This window comes from Microcoleus sp. D3_18a_C4 (genome assembly GCF_036702415.1).
Taxonomy (GTDB): domain Bacteria; phylum Cyanobacteriota; class Cyanobacteriia; order Cyanobacteriales; family Microcoleaceae; genus Microcoleus.
Genome location: NZ_JAUBTI010000017.1, coordinates 16,760 through 36,287, shown reverse-complemented (window position 1 = coordinate 36,287; position 19,528 = coordinate 16,760). Strand labels below are relative to the sequence as shown.

15 protein-coding genes are annotated in these 19,528 nt (G+C 48.0%); 9 read left to right on the top strand and 6 right to left on the bottom strand.

Annotated elements, in window-relative coordinates:
- Positions 1–82: 82 nt before the first annotated feature.
- From QUB16_RS10985 to QUB16_RS10975, 3 genes are all read right to left on the bottom strand, one after another.
- Positions 83–643: a hypothetical protein gene (locus tag QUB16_RS10985; RefSeq protein WP_333138179.1), complete on the bottom strand. Its 561-nt coding sequence runs from the start codon at positions 641–643 to the stop codon at positions 83–85.
- Positions 644–776: 133 nt separating this feature from the next.
- The gene (locus QUB16_RS10980; RefSeq protein WP_333315969.1) at positions 777–2,228 is read right to left on the bottom strand and encodes an anthranilate synthase component I; all 1,452 of its coding nucleotides are present in this window, start codon (positions 2,226–2,228) and stop codon (positions 777–779) included.
- Positions 2,229–2,332: 104 nt separating this feature from the next.
- A complete protein-coding gene (locus QUB16_RS10975; RefSeq protein WP_333315968.1) occupies positions 2,333–3,004 on the bottom strand; it encodes an aminotransferase class IV in 672 nt (223 codons plus the stop codon).
- 99 nt (positions 3,005–3,103) lie between these two features.
- On the opposite strand from QUB16_RS10975, the gene QUB16_RS10970 reads away from it, so the two are divergent.
- Complete coding sequence (locus QUB16_RS10970) at positions 3,104–3,772, top strand: ElyC/SanA/YdcF family protein (protein WP_333315967.1); 669 nt, start codon at positions 3,104–3,106, stop codon at positions 3,770–3,772.
- Positions 3,773–4,077: 305 nt separating this feature from the next.
- Here the strand turns inward: QUB16_RS10970 and QUB16_RS10965 are convergent, their stop codons facing one another.
- Complete coding sequence (locus QUB16_RS10965) at positions 4,078–4,305, bottom strand: hypothetical protein (RefSeq protein ID WP_333315966.1); 228 nt, start codon at positions 4,303–4,305, stop codon at positions 4,078–4,080.
- 437 nt (positions 4,306–4,742) lie between these two features.
- Here QUB16_RS10965 and QUB16_RS10960 point away from each other — a divergent pair, with 437 nt between their 5' ends.
- From QUB16_RS10960 to QUB16_RS10950, 3 genes are all read left to right on the top strand, one after another.
- Positions 4,743–5,381, top strand: coding sequence for a transaldolase family protein (locus tag QUB16_RS10960; protein WP_333315965.1), 639 nt, complete (start codon positions 4,743–4,745; stop codon positions 5,379–5,381).
- 226 nt (positions 5,382–5,607) lie between these two features.
- Positions 5,608–7,308, top strand: coding sequence for a calcium-binding protein (locus tag QUB16_RS10955; protein ID WP_333315964.1), 1,701 nt, complete (start codon positions 5,608–5,610; stop codon positions 7,306–7,308).
- A 178-nt stretch (positions 7,309–7,486) separates the two neighbouring features.
- Positions 7,487–8,038 (top strand): GUN4 domain-containing protein, encoded by a 552-nt coding sequence (locus QUB16_RS10950; protein WP_333315963.1) that lies wholly within the window; start codon positions 7,487–7,489, stop codon positions 8,036–8,038.
- A gap of 212 nt (positions 8,039–8,250) precedes the next feature.
- Here the strand turns inward: QUB16_RS10950 and QUB16_RS10945 are convergent, their stop codons facing one another.
- Positions 8,251–10,320, bottom strand: coding sequence for a serine/threonine-protein kinase (locus QUB16_RS10945; RefSeq protein ID WP_333315962.1), 2,070 nt, complete (start codon positions 10,318–10,320; stop codon positions 8,251–8,253).
- Between the two features lie 1,154 nt (positions 10,321–11,474).
- On the bottom strand, positions 11,475–12,596 hold the full coding sequence (gene cax / locus QUB16_RS10940; protein WP_333315961.1) for a calcium/proton exchanger: 1,122 nt from the start codon (positions 12,594–12,596) through the stop codon (positions 11,475–11,477).
- Between the two features lie 507 nt (positions 12,597–13,103).
- Here cax and QUB16_RS10935 point away from each other — a divergent pair.
- The 5 genes from QUB16_RS10935 to QUB16_RS10915 all read left to right on the top strand — a co-directional run bounded on the left by QUB16_RS10935 (position 13,104) and on the right by QUB16_RS10915 (position 19,239).
- The gene (locus QUB16_RS10935; protein WP_333315960.1) at positions 13,104–13,520 is read left to right on the top strand and encodes a VOC family protein; all 417 of its coding nucleotides are present in this window, start codon (positions 13,104–13,106) and stop codon (positions 13,518–13,520) included.
- Positions 13,521–13,939: 419 nt separating this feature from the next.
- Positions 13,940–14,536: a Uma2 family endonuclease gene (locus QUB16_RS10930; protein ID WP_333315959.1), complete on the top strand. Its 597-nt coding sequence runs from the start codon at positions 13,940–13,942 to the stop codon at positions 14,534–14,536.
- A gap of 154 nt (positions 14,537–14,690) precedes the next feature.
- On the top strand, positions 14,691–15,890 hold the full coding sequence (locus QUB16_RS10925) for an FAD-dependent monooxygenase (RefSeq protein WP_333315958.1): 1,200 nt from the start codon (positions 14,691–14,693) through the stop codon (positions 15,888–15,890).
- 227 nt (positions 15,891–16,117) lie between these two features.
- On the top strand, positions 16,118–16,384 hold the full coding sequence (locus tag QUB16_RS10920) for a hypothetical protein (protein ID WP_333315957.1): 267 nt from the start codon (positions 16,118–16,120) through the stop codon (positions 16,382–16,384).
- A gap of 59 nt (positions 16,385–16,443) precedes the next feature.
- Positions 16,444–19,239: a DUF3536 domain-containing protein gene (locus QUB16_RS10915; RefSeq protein ID WP_333315956.1), complete on the top strand. Its 2,796-nt coding sequence runs from the start codon at positions 16,444–16,446 to the stop codon at positions 19,237–19,239.
- The last annotated feature ends 289 nt before the right edge of the window (positions 19,240–19,528 follow it).

The following is a 19,528-nucleotide window of genomic DNA, read 5'->3' as shown; positions in this document are numbered from 1 at the left end:
TTCGATCAGTGCATTGAGCAGCCATCCACTCCCGGAAATAATCGCCGCAACTTTTAGCATCTGATTAACTCTTGAAATTTGATTATAAAGGCACTAGCCGATCGCTGTATTTGATCAAAACTTTATAATCTCGATCGTACCACGCCCTAGGTATCATATCTTGAACTTGAGCGACATCAACAAGCTGGCTTTTCGTTCCGTAGGCAGATTCCGTTTCATAGATGATTTTTTGCTGGAGAATTATCTCTCGCTTGAAGGGAAAAATCATCATAGGAACACCGTATTTTTGCAGGGGAGGCAAGTAGTTTTCAAGTAAGGAAATATCTACCGGATAGCCTCGACAAAGGTCAACGGTTGAATAAACTGCAACTATCAATTTACCGTCTATATATGTCCAGCCAGCTTCATACAACTTGCTGATGTTTAGACAGTCTTTATAGCAGTTGATTGTGCCTCGTTGAGGATGATACACAGGAATCAGCCATTCAGGGGCTTTGTTAATTGCTTCTGCTTTTCCTTTGCGATCGTGATAGTGAGCTTCTCCAACAGCTAACCAGCTTTGGCAGTCTCGTCTAATATCCATGAGTTCACCCAGAATTTGACTCACAGTGCGATCGCTAAAAAAACTATCAGGCAACACCATACCAACAGTTCCCTAACATTAATACTACAAGAAATCTTTTGTTTTCGATTTATTTCACTCAGTATTACATCAAAAGTAAATCTGCAATCTAAATCTTCAACAATCTTAACAACTCGATTGAGCTAAGACGCATCTAATCAAATATTTCTGCTAATTTCAAAGCATTAACTTGAGCTTGAGCTTTATGCAGCGACTCCTGCCATTCCCTTTCTGGATCGCTATCAGCAACAATCCCCGCACCCACTTGTCCCCAAACAACTCCCCCCGTCGTACCGTCACTTTTTGGTGCATATAAAAGGGTGCGAATCAAAATATTTAAATCCAGGTTGCCGCGCCAGTCCAAATAACCGCAGGAACCGTAAAATAAATTGCGCTTCACTGGTTCCAATTCTTCGATAATTTCCAGACAGCGCACTTTCGGACAACCTGTAATCGTACCGCCCGGAAATACCCCTCGAATTAAGTCGATCGCGTCGCAATCTCCTCTTAATGTACCGATAACATTACTGACGAGGTGCATCACGTGACTGTAGCGTTCAATGGTCAGAAATTCGTTAACTTTTACCGAGCCCCATTCACACACCCTCCCGATATCGTTGCGCTCTAAGTCAACTAACATAATATGTTCGGCTCTTTCTTTGATATTTTCTATTAATTCCTGTGCTAACTGCTCATCTTCAATGCAGGTTAAACCTCGCCGTCTCGTTCCCGCGATCGGTCTAGTATCCACTTTTTTTCCTAATAATTGAACCAGTCTTTCCGGCGAACAACTAACTATCGCCCCCCACGGAGTTTGCCAATAACTTGCAAAAGGCGAAGGATTGATCCGTTGCAAAGCGCGGTAAATTGACCAACTACTGCAATCTGTACTGGCTTCAAACCGCAAAGATAAATTAGCCTGAAAAATATCGCCCGCATGAATATACTTCTGAGCTTTTCGCACTATTTCTTTATACTCACTCTGAGATAATTGGAAAATAGGAGTAGCCGAATTTTGTTGATAATTTTCCGGTAAATTATTCTCGATTATTTCTGGCTTAGTTTGCTCTAATTGATGCTGCATAACATCGAGGTGAGAAGGTTGACTCGCAGCCAACCAGAGAATTTGCGTTTGATGGTCTAAAACCGCAAAAGATTCTGGTTCGTACCAACAGCTAACCGGGAAAGGAAGCGGATCGGTATTGAGTTGGGGCAGGTGTTCGATTTCCCATGCTAAATCATAACCTAGCCATCCCAACCAACCCCCCGTAAAAGGAATTTCCGGCGGTACATCCACTGCTAAATTTTGCTTTTGAGAGTCCACAAGAGCGCGCAAAAAAGGTAAAATCTCACCTACTGGCGGTGTCCATAGCTGAGATTGACCATCAATTATCCGGGGAGAACCTGCACAAATAGAATATCGTGCTAAGTTAGTAGAAGATGTAACTGGACTTTCTAGCAGAACAGCCATATCGCGGGGGGAACAATCCGATATAGAGCTTGCACTGTCGGCGGTTTTACCGAGAAATAAAATTTGAAAAATCTCCGATCCGCTGCGCTGATTTAGGGGAAGCTGTCGCCAATGCCAAGGTTGTATTTTTTTCATAATAGATTGCACTCTGGTTAACACTTTCAGGAATTACGCAAAATGTCAATTCTGTAGTAAGGTGCACAGTTCGCACCCTCCTAAAATCTATTGAAAGCGTTATCTCAGTAATTACTGACAACTTTCCAAACATCTCGGCTTGCTTCTTTTTTGAGGCGCATCCAACCCCTAACGGAGTTAATGAGAAATAGAGTTTCGGTACGGCGCAAATCATCTAAGGTAATTAATTCTTCTCTGATTTTTCCCTCCTCTAAAAGTTGACAACGAAACGTCCCCGGTAATAAACCGCACTTGAGGGGAGGTGTGATTAGACCTGCGGGTGTATCGATCGCGATATTGGCGATCGTGGATTCGGTGATCACTCCATCTTGATTCCACAGAAAGACATCCTGATATTGGGGCTGCGACTCCAAAGCCATTGTATAAGGCAATCGGTAAGTTGTCTTGTGGTAAAGAAATGGGTTTTGAGAGTCGATCGGTTGGCGGGCAATTCCCACAGATGCACCGATTTTTAAGATACCGCTATCTAGTGTCTGAGCTTGTAATGTTATTTTACCATCACAAGATATTGTTAACCGTATTTTGTGTTTGACTGATCGGCAAGTCATACTTAATGCTTGTAAAGCTTTGCTTGTTTCTGTTAGCGATAGAGGGAAATTAAAATAATCAGCCGATCGCTCTAATCTTTGAAGATGTCTGTCTAGCAAAAAATAGCCGTTTTTGGGTTCCCATAAAAATGATTCCAGCAATTCAAAGTTGGGCTGTTGGTGAATCATATTTTTTTCAATATAATAATGTAAATTAGGTAACTAGACAATTTTTACACCCGCGCAGATGCCTGTTCGTGTAATTATATAGGAAGTTAACTTGAATTTATGTTGCCTAAATCCTTTATATTTCAATGGCGCTTTGCCATCGGGCTGTTAATATTAACCTCAGTGCTCACACCCCTAGCCCTCAACTACTACGTCCGATTTGTTACCCGCAACTACCGCCACAGCGATATAGCTAACGTGCCTGCTGAACCCATTGCTATAGTTTTTGGTGCCGGACTTTGGGAAGACGGCACTCCAAGCCCCATGTTAGCCGATCGAGTGCAAGCAGCCGTCGATTTGTACAAAGCGGGGCGAGTGGACAAACTTTTGATGACAGGAGACAATAGCACCGTCGATTACAACGAAGTCCAAGCAATGCAGGACTACGCCGAAGCCCAGGGCGTACCGATTAATAATATCGTTCTCGATTATGCCGGATTTAGCACCTATGAAAGTTGCTACCGGGCGAAAGAGATTTTTGGCATAACGCAGGCTGTTTTAGTTACCCAAAAATTTCACTTAGCCCGCGCTGTTTATACCTGTCGCCGGTTGGGAATAGAGGCGATCGGCTTAGGAACGCCGGATTGGGGCAAATTTCCCCAAAAGGGCATGATTCGCTACAGTTTTCGCGAATTTTTGGCAGTCATCAAAGCACTTTGGGAAGTGCGCGTTACCCGTCCCGAACCGACTTTTTTGGGGCCGTTTGAAGGAATTAAAGAAAAGTTATGATATCATGTCCGGTCGAGCGATCGTGATTTTTGTAGGGGCGGGTTCACCAACAATACCTGCCAACAAAGGACAATCTCAAAAACCCGCCCCGACCAGGATATTATGGTTAATCGCTCGGACATGATATGAGTGATCTGTTGAAGACTTTAGTCCTTAAAACACAAACTAAAGTCTTCAATAAAAACAGGTTTTCTTACAACTAACCGGACATCATGTAAGTCCGGGAGTTGTAACTTTTGAGTTAAACAAAACTTACAACAAAACTCACAAATCATAACTTGCCCGTTGCGGTAGTGTTCCATAACTTACTCGCGTTTGGAAAGCCCCGCCAGCGACCAAGTTAGGCTCACCATCATTAAGCGGCCTAGAGCCTTCAAACGGTCTTCGGCGTTATTTTCAACTGATTGAGCCAGAGTTTCAGACTTAAGATTTATCGATAATTCTTCAGCGGTTTCTGCTGACTGTTCCAACTGAGGTTGTTCAGAAGATGTCTCAAGGCTGACTTGTGGCTGCTGATTTTTTTCTTCTGTCATTTTCTGAGTCACATCCTGGAGTTATTGCATACATAACCCTTAATACAAATGTAATTTCTTTGTATCCGGGATTTGGCGAGTCAAGTTTTCCTTATCCGACAATCGCAGTTACCAACTGACTTAAAAGTTTTGATTTCAGTTGTTAGCTATCTTAAATAGCACTTAGCCAATTTTCCTCATAAAGCTGATTTATTCACAGATAGGTCGTCCTCCACCAATTTTTTGTAATAAACGGGATTTCTGAGCCTAAGTCCTGTTAAATTCAAAAATCACGCACTACTACCGATGATGCACATCACTGAATTGTTATATTTACTTAACAGTAATATTTCCGAGATTCTGATATTGTTAAAGCTTAACAATTAATTTTGCTCGGATTTATCTCAATCTGAAAGCAAGTGTCTGGAAATTATTAACAAACTGAAGGTGTAGAGCCGATGGCCATTTATGTTGATACTGCAATTGTAGCGGAAGCCGCACGGGCGAGCAAGTTCGGATGGATAGCGGGAATTACTACTAATCCGACACTTTTGGCAAAAAGCGAGTTACCTCCTGAGCAAACCCTTAAACAACTGGCACAACTGATTCCTGGGGAAGTGTATTATCAGCTAATGGCATCTGATGTTGATGGCATGGTAGCAGAAGGAAAAGCGGCTTTTGAATTAATTGGACAGCAAACAGTGTTGAAAGTTCCCGCAACGGCTGCGGGTTTCCAAGCAGTCGCGCATTTGTCACCGGAAATTCCTTGCGCGGTGACGGCGATATACAGCGCCTCACAAGCAGTTGTCTCAGCAGAAGCGGGGGCAAAATATGCGATCGCCTACGTGAATCGCGCCACCAGATTGTTGGGAGACGGTTTTGCCTTAGTGCGGGATATGGCAAATGTGTTGCAGAGAACTAATACGGAGATTTTGGCAGCTAGCATTAAATCGCCGGAAGAAGCGGTAAAGACTTTATTAGCTGGCGCACATCATTTGACATTGCCTTTTGACCTGTTGCAGGCATTGACAGTCCACGAATTATCGCAGCAAACTGTTGAGGAATTTGCCAAAAACGGGCGGGGAATTAGTTATTAGATTTGGCCATACAGAAAACTTCCTTAATTCTGGAGCAAGTATCATTCGCTCGCTGACTGCATATGAGTTTGGCTATTTTGTCGAGTGTTGGTAACATTTGTTGATAAATATGGCTTTTATGAACTCAAAGTTATGACTTTTATGAATTGACTTTGAGAGCTGCTTATTGAATAATTTCCATCAACCGCAGGGATATCCAAACTTGTACTCTTAAATATCAGGGCTTATGACCATTACTCGCGTCTCAGTTGACTCAGCAGGCAATCAGGGGAACAATGGCTCCGGCGATCCCTCCATCTCCGGTGACGGGAGGTTTGTGGCGTTTGCATCTCGTGCCCCCAATCTCGTGCCGGGAGACAGTAACGCTAGCCTCGACATCTTCGTGCGCGACTTATTAACGAACACCACCACGCGCGTCTCTGTGGATTCAGCAGGCAATCCGGGGAACGGCGAATCCTACGTTCCCTCCATCTCCGGCGACGGGCGGTTTGTGGTGTTTGCATCTGATGCAGCCAACCTAGTAGCGGGAGACACTAATGGCAGCCGAGATATTTTCGTGCGCGACACGCGCTCCAACACCACCACCCGTGTCTCTGTTGACTCAGCAGGCAATCAGGGGAATGGTATCTCCAACCCCCCCTTGAGCAAGCCCTCCATCTCGGCAGACGGGCGGTTTGTGGCGTTTGTATCGACAGCATCCAACCTCGTGCCGGGGGATACCAACATTAGGGACGACATCTTCGTGCGCGATTTGTCAACCAACACCACCACCCGCGTCTCTGTAGATTCAGCAGGCAATCAGGGGAACAACAATTCCATCTCTACCTCCATCTCCGGTGACGGGAGGTTTGTGGCGTTTTCGTCTGATGCCACCAACCTCGTGCCGGGAGACACTAACAGTAGCACCGACATCTTCGTGCGCGACTTATTAACCAATACCATCACCCGCGCCTCTGTTGACTCAGCAGGCAATCAGGGGAACGGGTTGTCCGGGTTCCCCTCCATCTCGGCAGACGGGCGGTTTGTGGCGTTTTCGTCTATAGCAGCCAACCTAGTACCGGGAGACACTAACAATAACACCGACATCTTTGTGCGGGACTTGTCAACCAATACCACTACCCGCGTCTCTGTTGACTCAGCAGGTAATCAGGCGAACAACAATTCCTTCGCGATTGCCTCTATTTCCGACGACGGGCGGTTTGTGGCGTTTAATTCTGCTGCCGCCAACCTCGTGCCTGGTGACACTAACGGTAGTCGCGACATCTTCGTGCGCGACACGCGCGCCAACACAACCACCCGCGTCTCAGTTGACTCAGCAGGCAATCAGGGGAACGACATCTCCTTCTCTACCTCCATCTCGGCCAACGGGCAGAAAGTGACGTTTGATTCTAACGCCGCCAACCTCGTGCCGGGAGATACCAACAACACCACCGACATCTTCGTTTCTGACACCGGCAACGCTTCAGGCGGCATCAATAACTCTCCAAACGCCATCAACGGCACGAACGGCAACGACAACCTGATAGGCACTCCCGGCAGCGATAATATCAACGGTTTAGACGGCGATGACGCACTTACGGGTTTGCGAAGCAACGATATCCTTGTCGGGGGAGGCGGCAGCGACAACCTGTCTGGCGGCAAAGGTTTTGACACTCTCAACGGCGGTTTAGGAAACGATATTCTCGTCGGCGGCGCGGGCAACGATGTATTTGTTTTAGGTGCGGGATTGGGAGTTGATACAATCTCTGATTTCACCAACTCTCAAGATACCGTGCAATTAATCAATGGCTTGACCTTCGGACAGCTATCAATTTCCCCTGGAACTAACGGCACATTAATTACAGTAGCCAGCAGCGGTGAAGTTTTAGCTGCTTTGACAGGCGTTGCTCCCAATTTCATCGGCTCTGAAGATTTCATCTCGGTCTAGGGCGTGTTTTCTTTCCCCGGAGATCCCCCCCGGCCCCCCTTAATAAGGGGGGAGAATGAGCGTCAAAGTCCCATTTTTTAAGAGTAATTTAGGGGGTTTGAATCTGATTGGAGAGGCAAGCAAACACGGTCTATAGATGGTAAACTGTCCTTTGTTAAATCACTTTTACTCAGGGAACATGATTAAACTTGGCAAACAATCACTCGCATTAATAGGCACATTTCTGGCAGTTTTGCAACCAGCATTTACCGCTAATTCACAAGAAAGCAACAGCGAATTTAGCAAACTTCAATCCTTATTAGAAGCCAAAAAATGGTACGAAGCAGATCAAGAAACAGTCTCTCTGATCCGCAACAACCCCGCCAATCTGTCTTGTCCGAACCTCCGCGCGATCGATCAAATGTGGATGCAATCGAGCAACGGCAAATATGGATTGACTCCACAGTTAGAGATTTGGCAGAAAGTCGGCGGTTCTAACTGTCGCACTTGCGAAGGTCAAATTCAAGATTTTAGCAAGCAAGTAGGATGGAACATGAGCTCGCAAGTAAGTCCTATACCAGGGGAGTTTCCAGCCCAGTATCCAACTGTTGCTTCATTAAGTTGGCAAAGTTATGTTGACAGCGATAAAAGCATAACTAGGTACAGTCTTTTTGCGGGCGCGCAGACATGGCAAGCGTGGAGGGTTACAGAATTTAACCTGTTTTCTACTTTTGCCAATTGCGGCAAGTAATACCAATTTTAAAAAAGAATGCAACAGTATTCTTGTTCCCCCCGCAATGCAGCGGGGGGGCTAGGGGGGGTCGAAGAGTGTTGCAGGATTTTAGAGAAATGGTATAACAGTTGTAGGGCGGGCAAGGCCCAGACTTCCACGTCGGAGTCGGGATGGGATTTCTAGCTCGCCTCGACTCTTCAATCTAAAATCTAAAATCTAAAATAGTAGAACTATGGCATTCGCCAAATCTTAATCGTGCGATCGGGACTGCCGCTCACAAAAGTCTTGCTATCTCTGGAAATAGCAACAGAACTCACAAACTGACTGTGACCCGAAATACTGCTTCTTTCTTTTCCCGTCTTCAAATCCCAAACTATAATATCTCCGCCCCCGCTGATCAAAGTGCGGCTGTCCGCGCTAAAGGCGATCGTCCTCACCCAGCTCGCATGCCCTTTAAAAGTGCGGGTGCGCTTCCCGTCTTGCACGTTCGACAAACGGATCGTATTGTCGGTGCTAGCAGTAGCCACAATTTGCCCGTTCGGGCTAAAAGCCACAGCATTAACCGGGCCCCCGTGACCTGTGATAATTCTTCTGACTTCTCCGGTACCGAGATTCCACAAACGCACAGTCTTGTCCTGGCTGCCGCTAGCGAGAGTTTTACCGTCCCGGCTCAAAGCGATCGCGTTTACTCCTCCGGCGTGGCCGCTCAAAGTCCGCAACCTGCTGCCGGTTCTGACGTTCCACAAGCGAATAGTTTTGTCATCGCTGCCGCTAGCGAGAGTTTGACCGTCCCTGCTAAAAGCGATCGCGTTGACGGCGGCTGTGTGAGCCGCAATCGTCCGCATCCGTCGCCCCGTCTTCAAATCCCAGAGAATCACATTCTTGTCGCCGCCGCCGCTGGCCAAAATCGAGCTGTTCGGGCTCACCGCCAGCGTGTTGACCGATTTTTTAGAATGCACCGAATTGAGAGTCCGCACCAGGCGTCCCGTCCTCACATTCCAAATTCTAATCGTCCCAAAGCTTGCGCTCACCAAAGTTTGACCGTCCGGGGACAGGGCGATCGCATTTACACTCCCGACATTATCCAGACTTCTTTGCAAAAAATGAGTGCTAGGTAAAGTAGAAAGCAGCCACACCGGGTTTGCTGGAAACACCCCGTAACGCAGCGAACCGTAAATTTGAGACGCGCCAATACTCACCATCAAAACAGCCGTGCCCGCCAGCAACTTCTTTTTCCAATCAAAAACATCTTTCTCGGTCTTGTTCAATCCCGAATTCAGAGGTCTGAGGCGGTTTACAGAAGTCTGCTTCTTCGCCCCCGCCTCCCCGGCAGTTGCGCGAATTTTAGTTTGCCCCGTCGTCGGCAACTGAGTGGGCAACTGAGTTTCCCCGCCGTCGAGATTAATTTCCTCCAAGCACTGCAAAACCATCTGGGGACTTTGAGGTCGATTGCCCGGAAAAGGCGCCATCAGATAATCGATTACATTAGCCACGGCGTCGGAAACATGAGGAGCTCCTTTGCGCCACATTAATCTGCCCGTGCGCGGGTTCTCTGGAAACGCAGTCGGCGGCTTTCCAGTCAGCAAATAAACAAAAGTGCGCCCCAGAGCAAAAAAATCCGACTGCGGAACAGCCTTGCCATTAGTTTGTTCCGGCGGCGTGTAGCCGGGGGAAACAATACCAGTCACATTTTGCCCCTGGCCCACCTTAGCGAAATAAGTCGCCGACACTTCCCGAGCAGTCCCGAAGTCAATCAGCACTAACTGCCCGTTTGGCTTGCACATAATATTGTGCGGCTTGATATCCCGATGGAAATAGTTGAGGCGGTGAACTTGGTCTAAAATTTCCGACAGTTGTTTGAGCCAGTTCACAGCTTGTTCTTGACTGATGGGGCGGCCCCGGTGTTTCAGCCAGTCTTGCAAATTGGCCCCAGCAATTTTCTCCATCACCAGACAGTGAAAAACCTCTGTGCTGTTAGCTGGCGTAAATATAAAATAACCGTCGCGATCGACTTTTGGAATACCTGGATGTCTGAGCCTGACCAATACGTCGGCTTCTTGCTTAAACAGTTCTACAGCTTTGGGATGTTCTTTGAGCAGGACTTTGAGCACTCTTCGGGCGCCGTTGTCGTCCACTTCAAATGTTCTGCCAAAGCCGCCGCCTCCGAGAGGCGCGACTAGCCGATATCGACCTTGCAACAAAAGTTCTGACCCGCAGTGGATACACGCGGATTTGCCAGAGTTGGCTGGATCGGAGGGATTCGGGCATTTGGGATTGAGGCAATAACTCACAGAAGCCACATAACCCTGATTGAGGTTGCTCTATCAAGTTTTACTTTGACACTGCTCTACAAAACTTGGCTAAACTTATCTAAGCTTCACCATTCAACTAGAAGTATTTTCTAGAGGGTCTGATTCCTGCTTCTGCCAAGAGAGTCGGCTCTTACTTGTCCACAGGCGTAAATTCGGGTGGAGCAGCACCCTATTTTTGAAGTCTGTACAACTATTTATTATTGTGGAAGCTTTTAGCCATTGTTTAACCATTATTTTCAACCAATTTAACGAATCGTGGTATCCCGTTCGACCTTTTTATAGGCTGGTCAGTTTTAAATCCACCGTCGTTTAGTCTTCCAGAAAATTTTTCCTGCAGATTTTGGGCATTATTCTGAGAATTTTGCACACAACTGCGCCTCTGTCAATATGCTGGTCATAAGTAGCTCGGAGGAAGTTTAATCAAGTATTAAGCGATTAGATTAACCTCTGTGCACTCTTGGTGAGTGAGATTTTTGATTCAGGTTGCGTTACTTGCCTTGACAAGATTACTCGATCCGCATTAGAGGTGTCTTCTCTAAAATCGTTAATTTCGGTATGGCATACCGTATTTGATTACTCCTCTTTATCTAGTGCGGTTTTTGTTCAAATATGAGTTTTCCTAGACGGCAACACCGTGTTTGTGAAACGACGTACTCAACAATAAGAGTACGATGTTTTACGTTGTCTAGTCAGACTCAATTTTCAACTTATGACGATCGTAGCACACCTAGTAAAAGACTCATGAGCACCCTTGATTGAAATCTTGCAGCGTTTCTGAAGTCAAGGGAGGCTTTAGTCTGGCTTGACTTCAGCATCCCGTGTTTTTGTAGAACCGGGGGCACTGCGCTCTAACGATCGGGTTGAGGCCAAAGGTTTTGTTGTTTGTCACAGCCGATCGAGGTCACAAATCCCTGATGAGAGCACATAATGTACAAACACACCAGAACTAATAACTAGAGAGCTGCCACATTTCAATTGTACGATCGCAACCACCATTCTCCCAGAAATAAGTGAGAGTGGGCGAGGGGGAGAGTGGGCGAGGGGGAGAGTGGGAGAGTGGGAGAGTGGGGGAGTGAGGGAGTGAAAAAATCTGCCTTCTTCCCTCTTCCCTCTTCCCTCTTCCTTCCCGATAAGAAAGCGTTTTAAACAAGTCCCTCAATTACCGGATGGAAGTAGAACGCCAGCGCCAAAACCGTATAAGCTGCCAACAGCAAAGTACCTTCGAGCCAGTTAGAATTGCCGTCAGAACTGATAGAATTTGCGATCAGCACCGACACCGCAACTGCTACAAGTTCAAACGGGTTGAAATTCAAGTCCATCGGTTTGCCCAAGACAAAACCTGCCAAAACCAACACCGGGGCAACAAACAAAGCAATTTGCAAACTCGAACCCACGGCCACAGAAACCGACAAATCCATTTTATTTTTCATCGCCACCGTCACCGCCGTCGTATGTTCGGCCGCATTGCCAATAATCGGCACTAAAATCACCCCGGTAAACAGTGATGTCAGCCCCAAACGCGCCGTCGCTTCTTCGAGAGTACCCACCAACAGTTCTGACTCGACAGCTACCATCAGGGTACAGGCCAACAGCACCCCAATCCACAGCGGCAGATTGACTTTGTGGTCAGGACTGTCTGGTGCTAAGTTATTTTCGGCTAAATCTTCCAGCATTTCTATTTCTGCCACCCCTACATCGTACAGATAACTGTGGGTTTTCATCGAAAACAGCAGCGTCAGCACGTAGACGACAATCAGCACTACAGCAACAGCGCTAGAGAGGTTCTGCATAGTTGCCGCAGGGATGCCAATAGAGGTGGCATTAACTGCAGTTGGCACCAAAATGGCAATTACGGCTAAGTTCATCGCTGAAGCATTCAACCGGGCGACTGTCGGCTGAAAATCTTGTTCTTTGTAGCGCAAGCCGCCCAGCAGCATCGCCAATCCCATCACCAGCAGCAGGTTGCTCATAATTGAACCGGTGATGCTGGCCTTGACAACATCTATTAGTCCGGCGTTGAGGGCGACGATGCCGATAATCAGTTCCGTGGCATTTCCGAAGGTAGCGTTCAGCAAACCCCCCAAATTGGCACCGAGGACGACGGCGATTTCTTCGGTGGCCGTCCCCATCCAGGCGGCTAGGGGGATGATGGCTAAAGCCGAGGTGATGAAGATTGTGGAGGATTCCCAGCCGAGAAAGTGTCCGGCGATGGAAACTGGGATAAATAACAGCAGGCTGGAAATAATTGTATTTGTGTTTAGCATTTAGATTCTCAAAAGCTGCCAACCGTCAATCATAGCCTGTGACCAAATGAAAAAAAGGGTGAGGGTGAGGGATTTGGGTGTTTGCTTAAAGCTGGGGGTGGAGGATGGGGCTCTATCGCTGCATTGCGGCTTTCACGGATGTGACAAACTAAGAGAGCGATTTGTTTAGCCGATCGGCTCAATAGATTTTTGTATTCTACCCGATCGATCGCATCAGGTTCCGCATTGTCTTGAGAGCAAAGTTGACTATTTCTGCGCGATCGTTTTTTCAGATATTCGTTCAGTGATATAATCTTTAAATATTGCCCTTCTGCAAGTATAGCTATACATAATACTACCAATTCACTATGAAGCTGCATTTAATATAACGTTAAAAATATAGTTCCAACCAGAAAGACATCAGCCTCATTTAGTGTATCTTCATAGTGAATTGGTATTATTAAGATTATGATATTGGAAGTTGCAATTATTGATGTTAAGCCTAATATGACTAAAGCAACATAACATATGAGTGATATCGGTCTCACACACATCGCACTGCCCGTTTCCGATGTCGATCGCACTATCGAATTCTACTCCAAGTATGCTGGAATGCAGGTCGTTCACCGCCGCATCGATGCAGAAACTGGTGTTGCTGTGGTCTGGCTTTCGGACCGCAGTCGCCCTTTTGTAATTGTGCTAATTCAAACAGACTCCGTACATCCCGTTCTGTCTCCCTGGGCACACCTCGGAGTAGGTTGCAAAAGCCGCGAATATATGGACGAACTCTGCGACAAAGCACGTCAAGAAGGCCTGCTGCTTGAGGAAGCAAAAGAAGCTGGATATCCGATCGGCTACTGGGCTTTTTTGCGAGACCCGGACGGTCACACGCTGGAACTATCCTACGGGCAAGAAATCGGATTTACAGTGGAGAAAGCTACTTAAAGTTATAATAAACAAATCGCCCTCCAAACCCGCTCGTTTCTCATCGGGAAATAGACTGGAGAATCAAGTCAGGAACCTCAGCCTAAAGGCATGAGGCTTGGAAGAGAAATCTAACAAGCCGTTCTGACCAGCCTAAGTCCGCAAGCGGACTATGTTTGTTGAGTCACGATACCGGAGAATGCGTAGCTAGTTTTGGGCTCTATCGCTCAAGGTTAAACAGTTCTAAGGTCACGCTTTACAGTGCTTTGGGCCCGCGCAAGCTCTTAAAACTTTGACCGACAAGCTAACGTTACCCAAAAATGGGATGGAGACAACCATATCTCCAATGGAGGGGCAACCATACCCCTCCGCTCCGAAAGGGGTTTTGATTTAATGTAAAGCCGTCCTGGAAGGACGGGGTTTCTAACCCAGCAATTTTGATGACTGCAGCAATCATCGCACCACCCAGAAAAGAATCACCCCTTCTGTTTGAGGGACTCACTTGGAGAGAGTTCAAAGCAGTTGAGCAATTGTTAGACCGTCCAGGATATCGACTTTCTTTCCTGGATGGAGTTTTGGAGATTAAACTAATGCCTGGAGAACCCCACGAAACCGTTAAAGAAAGAATTGGTGCATTGTTGGAGCTTTACCTGCTGATGGCGGGGTTTGACTTTACTCCAACTGGCTCAATGACTCTGGAAAGTGAAACGGGTAAAGTCAAGCGAGAGGCCGATAAATCTTATAAACTTGCTCCTGGTCGCAGGCTACCCGATTTGGCGATCGAGGTCGTGTTTTCCAGTGGTGGCATCAACCAACTGGAGGCATACAAGCGGCTGAAGATAAAGGAAGTGTGGTTCTGGGAAGATGGATTGTTAGAGGTTTATCACCTGCGGGGAGAGGGCGATGCGCTTCACTATGAAAAGGTTTCTAGTAGTGAGGAAGTGAAAGGAATCGATCTGGATTTGTTGTTACGCTGCATCAATATGGTGAATCATGTTGATGCAGTTAAGACTTTTCAACAGGCACTCCAGAAATAGCTGGGATTAAGAGACTTCTCCTAAAAAGCAGGTTTTGAACAGGCAGGATGCCTGTTCCACGATAATTAGGGGAGATGTCTAATAGAGCGTCGCGCATCCTTTAACCACCTCTGTTCGCATCTCAATATCCGCAACAAGCAATGGAAAATACCAAATGACACAAGTTGTAATTGTCGGAGCGGGGCCAACTGGTGCGGGACTTGCTTTGCTGCTGGTAAAACGAGGTATTCGCACAACATTGATTGAGGCTGCAAAAGATTCGTATCGAGTGTTTCGCGGTGAAGGATTGATGCCCAGCGGATTGGATGCGATCGCACAAATGGGCTTATCCCCAATGCTCGAAGGTGTTCCACACCGACAAATTGATGCCTGGGAGTTCATTGTGGGCGATCGGCAACTATTTCGAGTTGATGAGCCAATGGGGTCAAATCGACCTTGTACGCTGGTATCGCAACCGCCTTTGCTGGAAACACTAATTTCAGAAGCTCAGTTGCATCCAGAGTTTGAATTTATCCCAGGTGTTCCCGTAAAAGATTTACTGTACAGCAACGATCGCATTGCGGGTGTAAAGCTAGGAGATGGGCGAGAGATTCCTGCTGCACTTGTGATTGGTACAGATGGTAGAAACTCGGTTGTACGACAACGTGCAGAATTAGAGTTAGTAAAACAGCAGAATAGTATAGATGTTCTGTGGTTTAAACTTGCCGCTCATCCTCGGTTTGTGGCGGATAATGTATTTTATTCCATCCTGAATGGCGGTAGCGGATTTAGTGTCTTTCATGGGGCAGAATCAGGAAAACTTCATCTGGCTTGGGTGCTATCGGCAGAGGACAAAACGGATCGGAAACACACAGACTGGGCAGAAACTTTCGCATCGCTATCTCCTGCGTGGATGGCAGAACATTTCCGCAACTGTGCCGATACGATCGAATCTCCGATGCGATTATCTGTTGTGGTTGGTCGCTGTCCGCACTGGCATCGACCAGGAATCATACTTTTGGGGGATGCTGCACATCCCATGTCTCCGGTTCGCGCTCAAGGAATTAACTTGGCTTTGCGCGATGTAATTGTTGCGGCCAATCACCTTGTACCTTTATTGAAAGCAGGGGCTAATTACGAGGCTCTTGACTTAGCATTATCCCGGATTCAGGCCGAACGCGAACCCGAAATTATTCGCGCCCAACAACTTCAAGCACAAGAAGCGTGGAAAGGCGAACAACTGCGAACAAATGGATTATTGCGTTTATTGATGATGCAACTTGCTCCATTCCTGGGTAAAAACATTCAACAATTTTGGGTGAAAGGACAGTATGAATTGCGCCAAGGAGTAACAGAGGTAAAATTGGTCGTGTGAAAAGAGGAAATTAAAACTTAGGAGGTAATTGTAGGCGCTCGACAACTATCAAAAGACCGATTAACTTTCGGGAGGAGGACAGCAACAGTACAGCAACGAGGTACAGCAGACCCCTCAGCAAAAGCGTTGCCTGCAAAATAGTCTCGCTCTTGTGTTAAATTTATCCGCACAACCGCCCTCGGTCGATCGCCAAATTTTAAATTTTTCCGGCGAAAACTTGCTATTTAATGAATAAGACTTTACAATCCAGCAAGGTAAATCAAACTCTCAATGAGCAGCGCTGCAAGCACGAACCCGAAATGGGTCGCAAGTGCCAAAAAGCAGCAAAAGCTACCTTTTTTAACTCTTTCAACAGCAAAGCATTGGCAAAAAACCCAGGGATCGACGGTTGGCATCTTGGAACGAATGCTTTGCTCGCAATACTACAAATGTATCAAAACTTGTCAGCCAAATTTAGTCCTAACAGATGCCTAGCTGTAACTCTTGCTGCGTAAGGTTTCAGTTTCTAATTAGGCTGGTTTTATTGTCTTTAACTACTTGAGGATTCGATCGCATGGTTTCGATTTCTACTACTCAATCCGATGTGCTGCCTTTGTCTTCGCCAACCGTAACGGCTGCAACCCAAACCAGCGTGGCTGCAGCAACTGGGGTGTGCGTGACGGTTCACGGTCACTTTTACCAGCCACCCCGGGAAAACCCTTACCTGGACGCGATCGAACGCCAAGCCAGCGCCTCTCCAGCCCACGACTGGAACGAACGCATTGACATCGAGTGCTACCGCCCCAACGCCTTTGCCCGCATACTCAACGATCGCGGCGAAGTCGCGGGGATCGTCAACAACTACGAGTATATGAGCTTCAACATCGGGCCGACCCTGATGAGCTGGCTGGAACGCTACGACGCGGAAGTCTACCAGCGGATTCTGGAAGCCGATCGCAAAAGCTGTCAGCGGCTCAACGGTCACGGCAACGCGATCGCCCAAGTATACAATCACATCATCATGCCGCTGGCTAACGAGCGAGACAAATACACCCAAATTCGCTGGGGGATCGCAGATTTCCGATCCCGATTCAATCGCGATCCCGAAGGAATGTGGCTCGCCGAAACCGCCGTAGACTACGCCACCCTCGAAGTTTTAGTCGCTGAAGGCATCCGCTTCATTGTCTTAGCCCCCTCCCAAGCCGAACGCTGCCGCCCGCTAATCGGGCAAAACCACGAAGGGGAACCAGCGGAAAATTCCGAATGGCACGAAGTCGGCGGGGGTCAAATCGATCCGACTCGCCCGTACCGCTGCTATTTGAAACCAGAAATGCGGTTGATGGCTGACCACCAACTCTCGCCGCTGAGCACTCACTATTTTGGCCGCCAGCACTCCCAAAATTCTGCAGCGCCACCTGCTAACACTCCCTACATCGATATCTTTTTCTACGATGGCCCGATCTCGCGGGATATGGGCTTCAACGACGTTCTCAGCAGCAGCCACCACTTGGTGGGGCGCTTGGGTCAAGCAGTGCGGGGAGACCACCGACCGGCTCAATTAATCTGCGTGGCGACGGACGGCGAAACTTTCGGCCACCACAAACACAGTACCGAAAAATGCCTCGCCTACGCCTTCACAGAAGAGTTTCCCCGCCGCGGCTGGACGGTGACGAATTTTGCTCATTATTTAAGTCAAAATCCCAGCGCTTGGGAAGTGGAACTCAAACCGGTGACGGCCTGGAGTTGCTCTCACGGGGTCGATCGCTGGCAAGAAGATTGCGGCTGCGGTGGCGGCGGCGAGTGGAACCAAAAATGGCGCCGCCCTCTGCGGGATACTCTCAATTGGCTGCGCGATCGACTGATTCCGATTTACGAAGAAGCGGGGCGCAAGCTGTTGTGCGATCCCTGGAAAGCCAGAGATGAATATATTGAGGTCATCCGGGATCGATCTCCCACTAATGTTGACAGTTTCCTCCAACGCCATCAAGTGCGCCCCCTCGATGCCGGAGAACAGGTGGACGCCCTGCGGCTGCTGGAAATGCAGCGCCACACCCTGTTAATGTTCACTAGCTGCGGCTGGTTTTTTGAAGAAATTTCGCGGCCAGAAGGCGTGCAAATTCTGCGCTACGCGGCCCGGGCGCTGGAATTGGCGGGCGAAGTTACCGGCGTCCAGCTAGAAAAGGATTTTGTCGATCGACTAGCCTTCGTACCCAGCAACGTTGACTATTTCAAAACAGGGGCCGAAGTTTACCGCAAACTCGTGGTGACAGCCCAAATTAGTCTCCGACAAGTGGCAGCCCACTACGCGATCAGTTCTCTGTTTGCCAAATATCCCCGCGAACAGCGAGTTTACTGCTATCAGGCCCTGCAGGAAGATTTCCAAATTCAGCGCATGGGCTCGATGACTCTGGCTGTGGGTCAATTGCAGTTAACCTCGGAAATTACGCGGGAAACAGAGGTTTATGTGTTTGCTGCGTTCCACCTCGGCGGCTGGGACTTCCACTGCTGCATTCAGCCTTTTGGCAGCCGCCGGTCTTACACTATGCTGAAAGAGCGGTTGTTTGGAGTTATGCAAGAAGCTTCGGCGGCCCACGCGATTCTGGAAATGGTGCGGCTGTTTGGGGATCAGTCCTTTAGCTTGCGGGATTTATTTGCTGAGGAACGCCACCGGATCGTGCAGTTGCTGAGTCAGGAAAATTTGACTCGGTTGGATCAGCTTTACACTCAGGTTTACCGCGAAAATTACGGGGTGATGATGGCTTTCCACCGCGACGAGTTGCCGGTGCCGGTAGAGTTGCAGGTGGCTGCTGAGGTGGCTTTGGGACACCGCTGTTTGACGGCGGCCAAGGCCCTGGAAGTGGAAACGGAGGATGTGGAACCGCTGCTGGCCGAAATTGAGGCGATCGCCACTGAAGCCGGCCATCTCCGCTGTCGGTTGAACGTTCCCGAAGTCAAGGAAATTTTGGAAAAGATGGTTTGGCGATCGCTAGACGCGCTGCTGCAAGCAGGATCGGGCCCGGAGGATCGCTCGCCTGTCAAGTTGGAAGCTGATATCCGCACGATCGAGCGTTTGATTGCGGTGGGCGATCGGCTGAGTTTGGGTTTGTGTCTGGATCGATCGCAGGAACTGTATTTCGATTCTCTGTACAGTCAAATTGTGCCTCTGTGTTTGGGCTGGCTGCAACTGCAAGATGCCTCCGAGGGCGAGAGTGTGGTCGCTGCAGTTGCCTTGGGGATTGCAGGTTCCGGCGCCGGCTGGGACTTGTCTTCAATCCGGCAGTTGCTGGAGTTGGGTCAAACCTTGGCTGTTGATGTTGAGTGTTGGTTAAATCAGTTAACTACCCGCCGGGAAGTCCCTCCGTATATTTAGAGGGGATTAATCAGAGCGCTGGGCCCCGTACCCCGTTGGGAATTACTCCTTGGGATGAAAGGCTCGTCGGGTTTCGGTACCGAAACCGACAATTATTCTTTTATACCCCAATACGATCGGGAAATACTCTGATACTATATTAGCAAGTGGGGGTGGAACTACCTCACTATAAAAAGCATGAGAAAAAAAAGGAAAAAGAAGCCTGCGGTCTAACTGTACTCAGTAGACCGTCAGGTTTGTTCACGTAAATAGTTTCCTGATTAGCCTGCATCAATTCCCGCCCTTGAGA

Coding starts and splice junctions, on each gene's coding strand:
- QUB16_RS10985 (WP_333138179.1), bottom strand. CDS start 643: ATGGTGTTGCCTGATAGTTTTTTTAGCGATCGCACTGTGAGTCAAATT.
- QUB16_RS10980 (WP_333315969.1), bottom strand. CDS start 2,228: ATGAAAAAAATACAACCTTGGCATTGGCGACAGCTTCCCCTAAATCAG.
- QUB16_RS10975 (WP_333315968.1), bottom strand. CDS start 3,004: ATGATTCACCAACAGCCCAACTTTGAATTGCTGGAATCATTTTTATGG.
- QUB16_RS10970 (WP_333315967.1), top strand. CDS start 3,104: ATGTTGCCTAAATCCTTTATATTTCAATGGCGCTTTGCCATCGGGCTG.
- QUB16_RS10965 (WP_333315966.1), bottom strand. CDS start 4,305: ATGACAGAAGAAAAAAATCAGCAGCCACAAGTCAGCCTTGAGACATCT.
- QUB16_RS10960 (WP_333315965.1), top strand. CDS start 4,743: ATGGCCATTTATGTTGATACTGCAATTGTAGCGGAAGCCGCACGGGCG.
- QUB16_RS10955 (WP_333315964.1), top strand. CDS start 5,608: ATGACCATTACTCGCGTCTCAGTTGACTCAGCAGGCAATCAGGGGAAC.
- QUB16_RS10950 (WP_333315963.1), top strand. CDS start 7,487: ATGATTAAACTTGGCAAACAATCACTCGCATTAATAGGCACATTTCTG.
- cax (WP_333315961.1), bottom strand. CDS start 12,596: ATGCTAAACACAAATACAATTATTTCCAGCCTGCTGTTATTTATCCCA.
- QUB16_RS10935 (WP_333315960.1), top strand. CDS start 13,104: ATGAGTGATATCGGTCTCACACACATCGCACTGCCCGTTTCCGATGTC.
- QUB16_RS10930 (WP_333315959.1), top strand. CDS start 13,940: ATGACTGCAGCAATCATCGCACCACCCAGAAAAGAATCACCCCTTCTG.
- QUB16_RS10925 (WP_333315958.1), top strand. CDS start 14,691: ATGACACAAGTTGTAATTGTCGGAGCGGGGCCAACTGGTGCGGGACTT.
- QUB16_RS10920 (WP_333315957.1), top strand. CDS start 16,118: ATGAATAAGACTTTACAATCCAGCAAGGTAAATCAAACTCTCAATGAG.
- QUB16_RS10915 (WP_333315956.1), top strand. CDS start 16,444: ATGGTTTCGATTTCTACTACTCAATCCGATGTGCTGCCTTTGTCTTCG.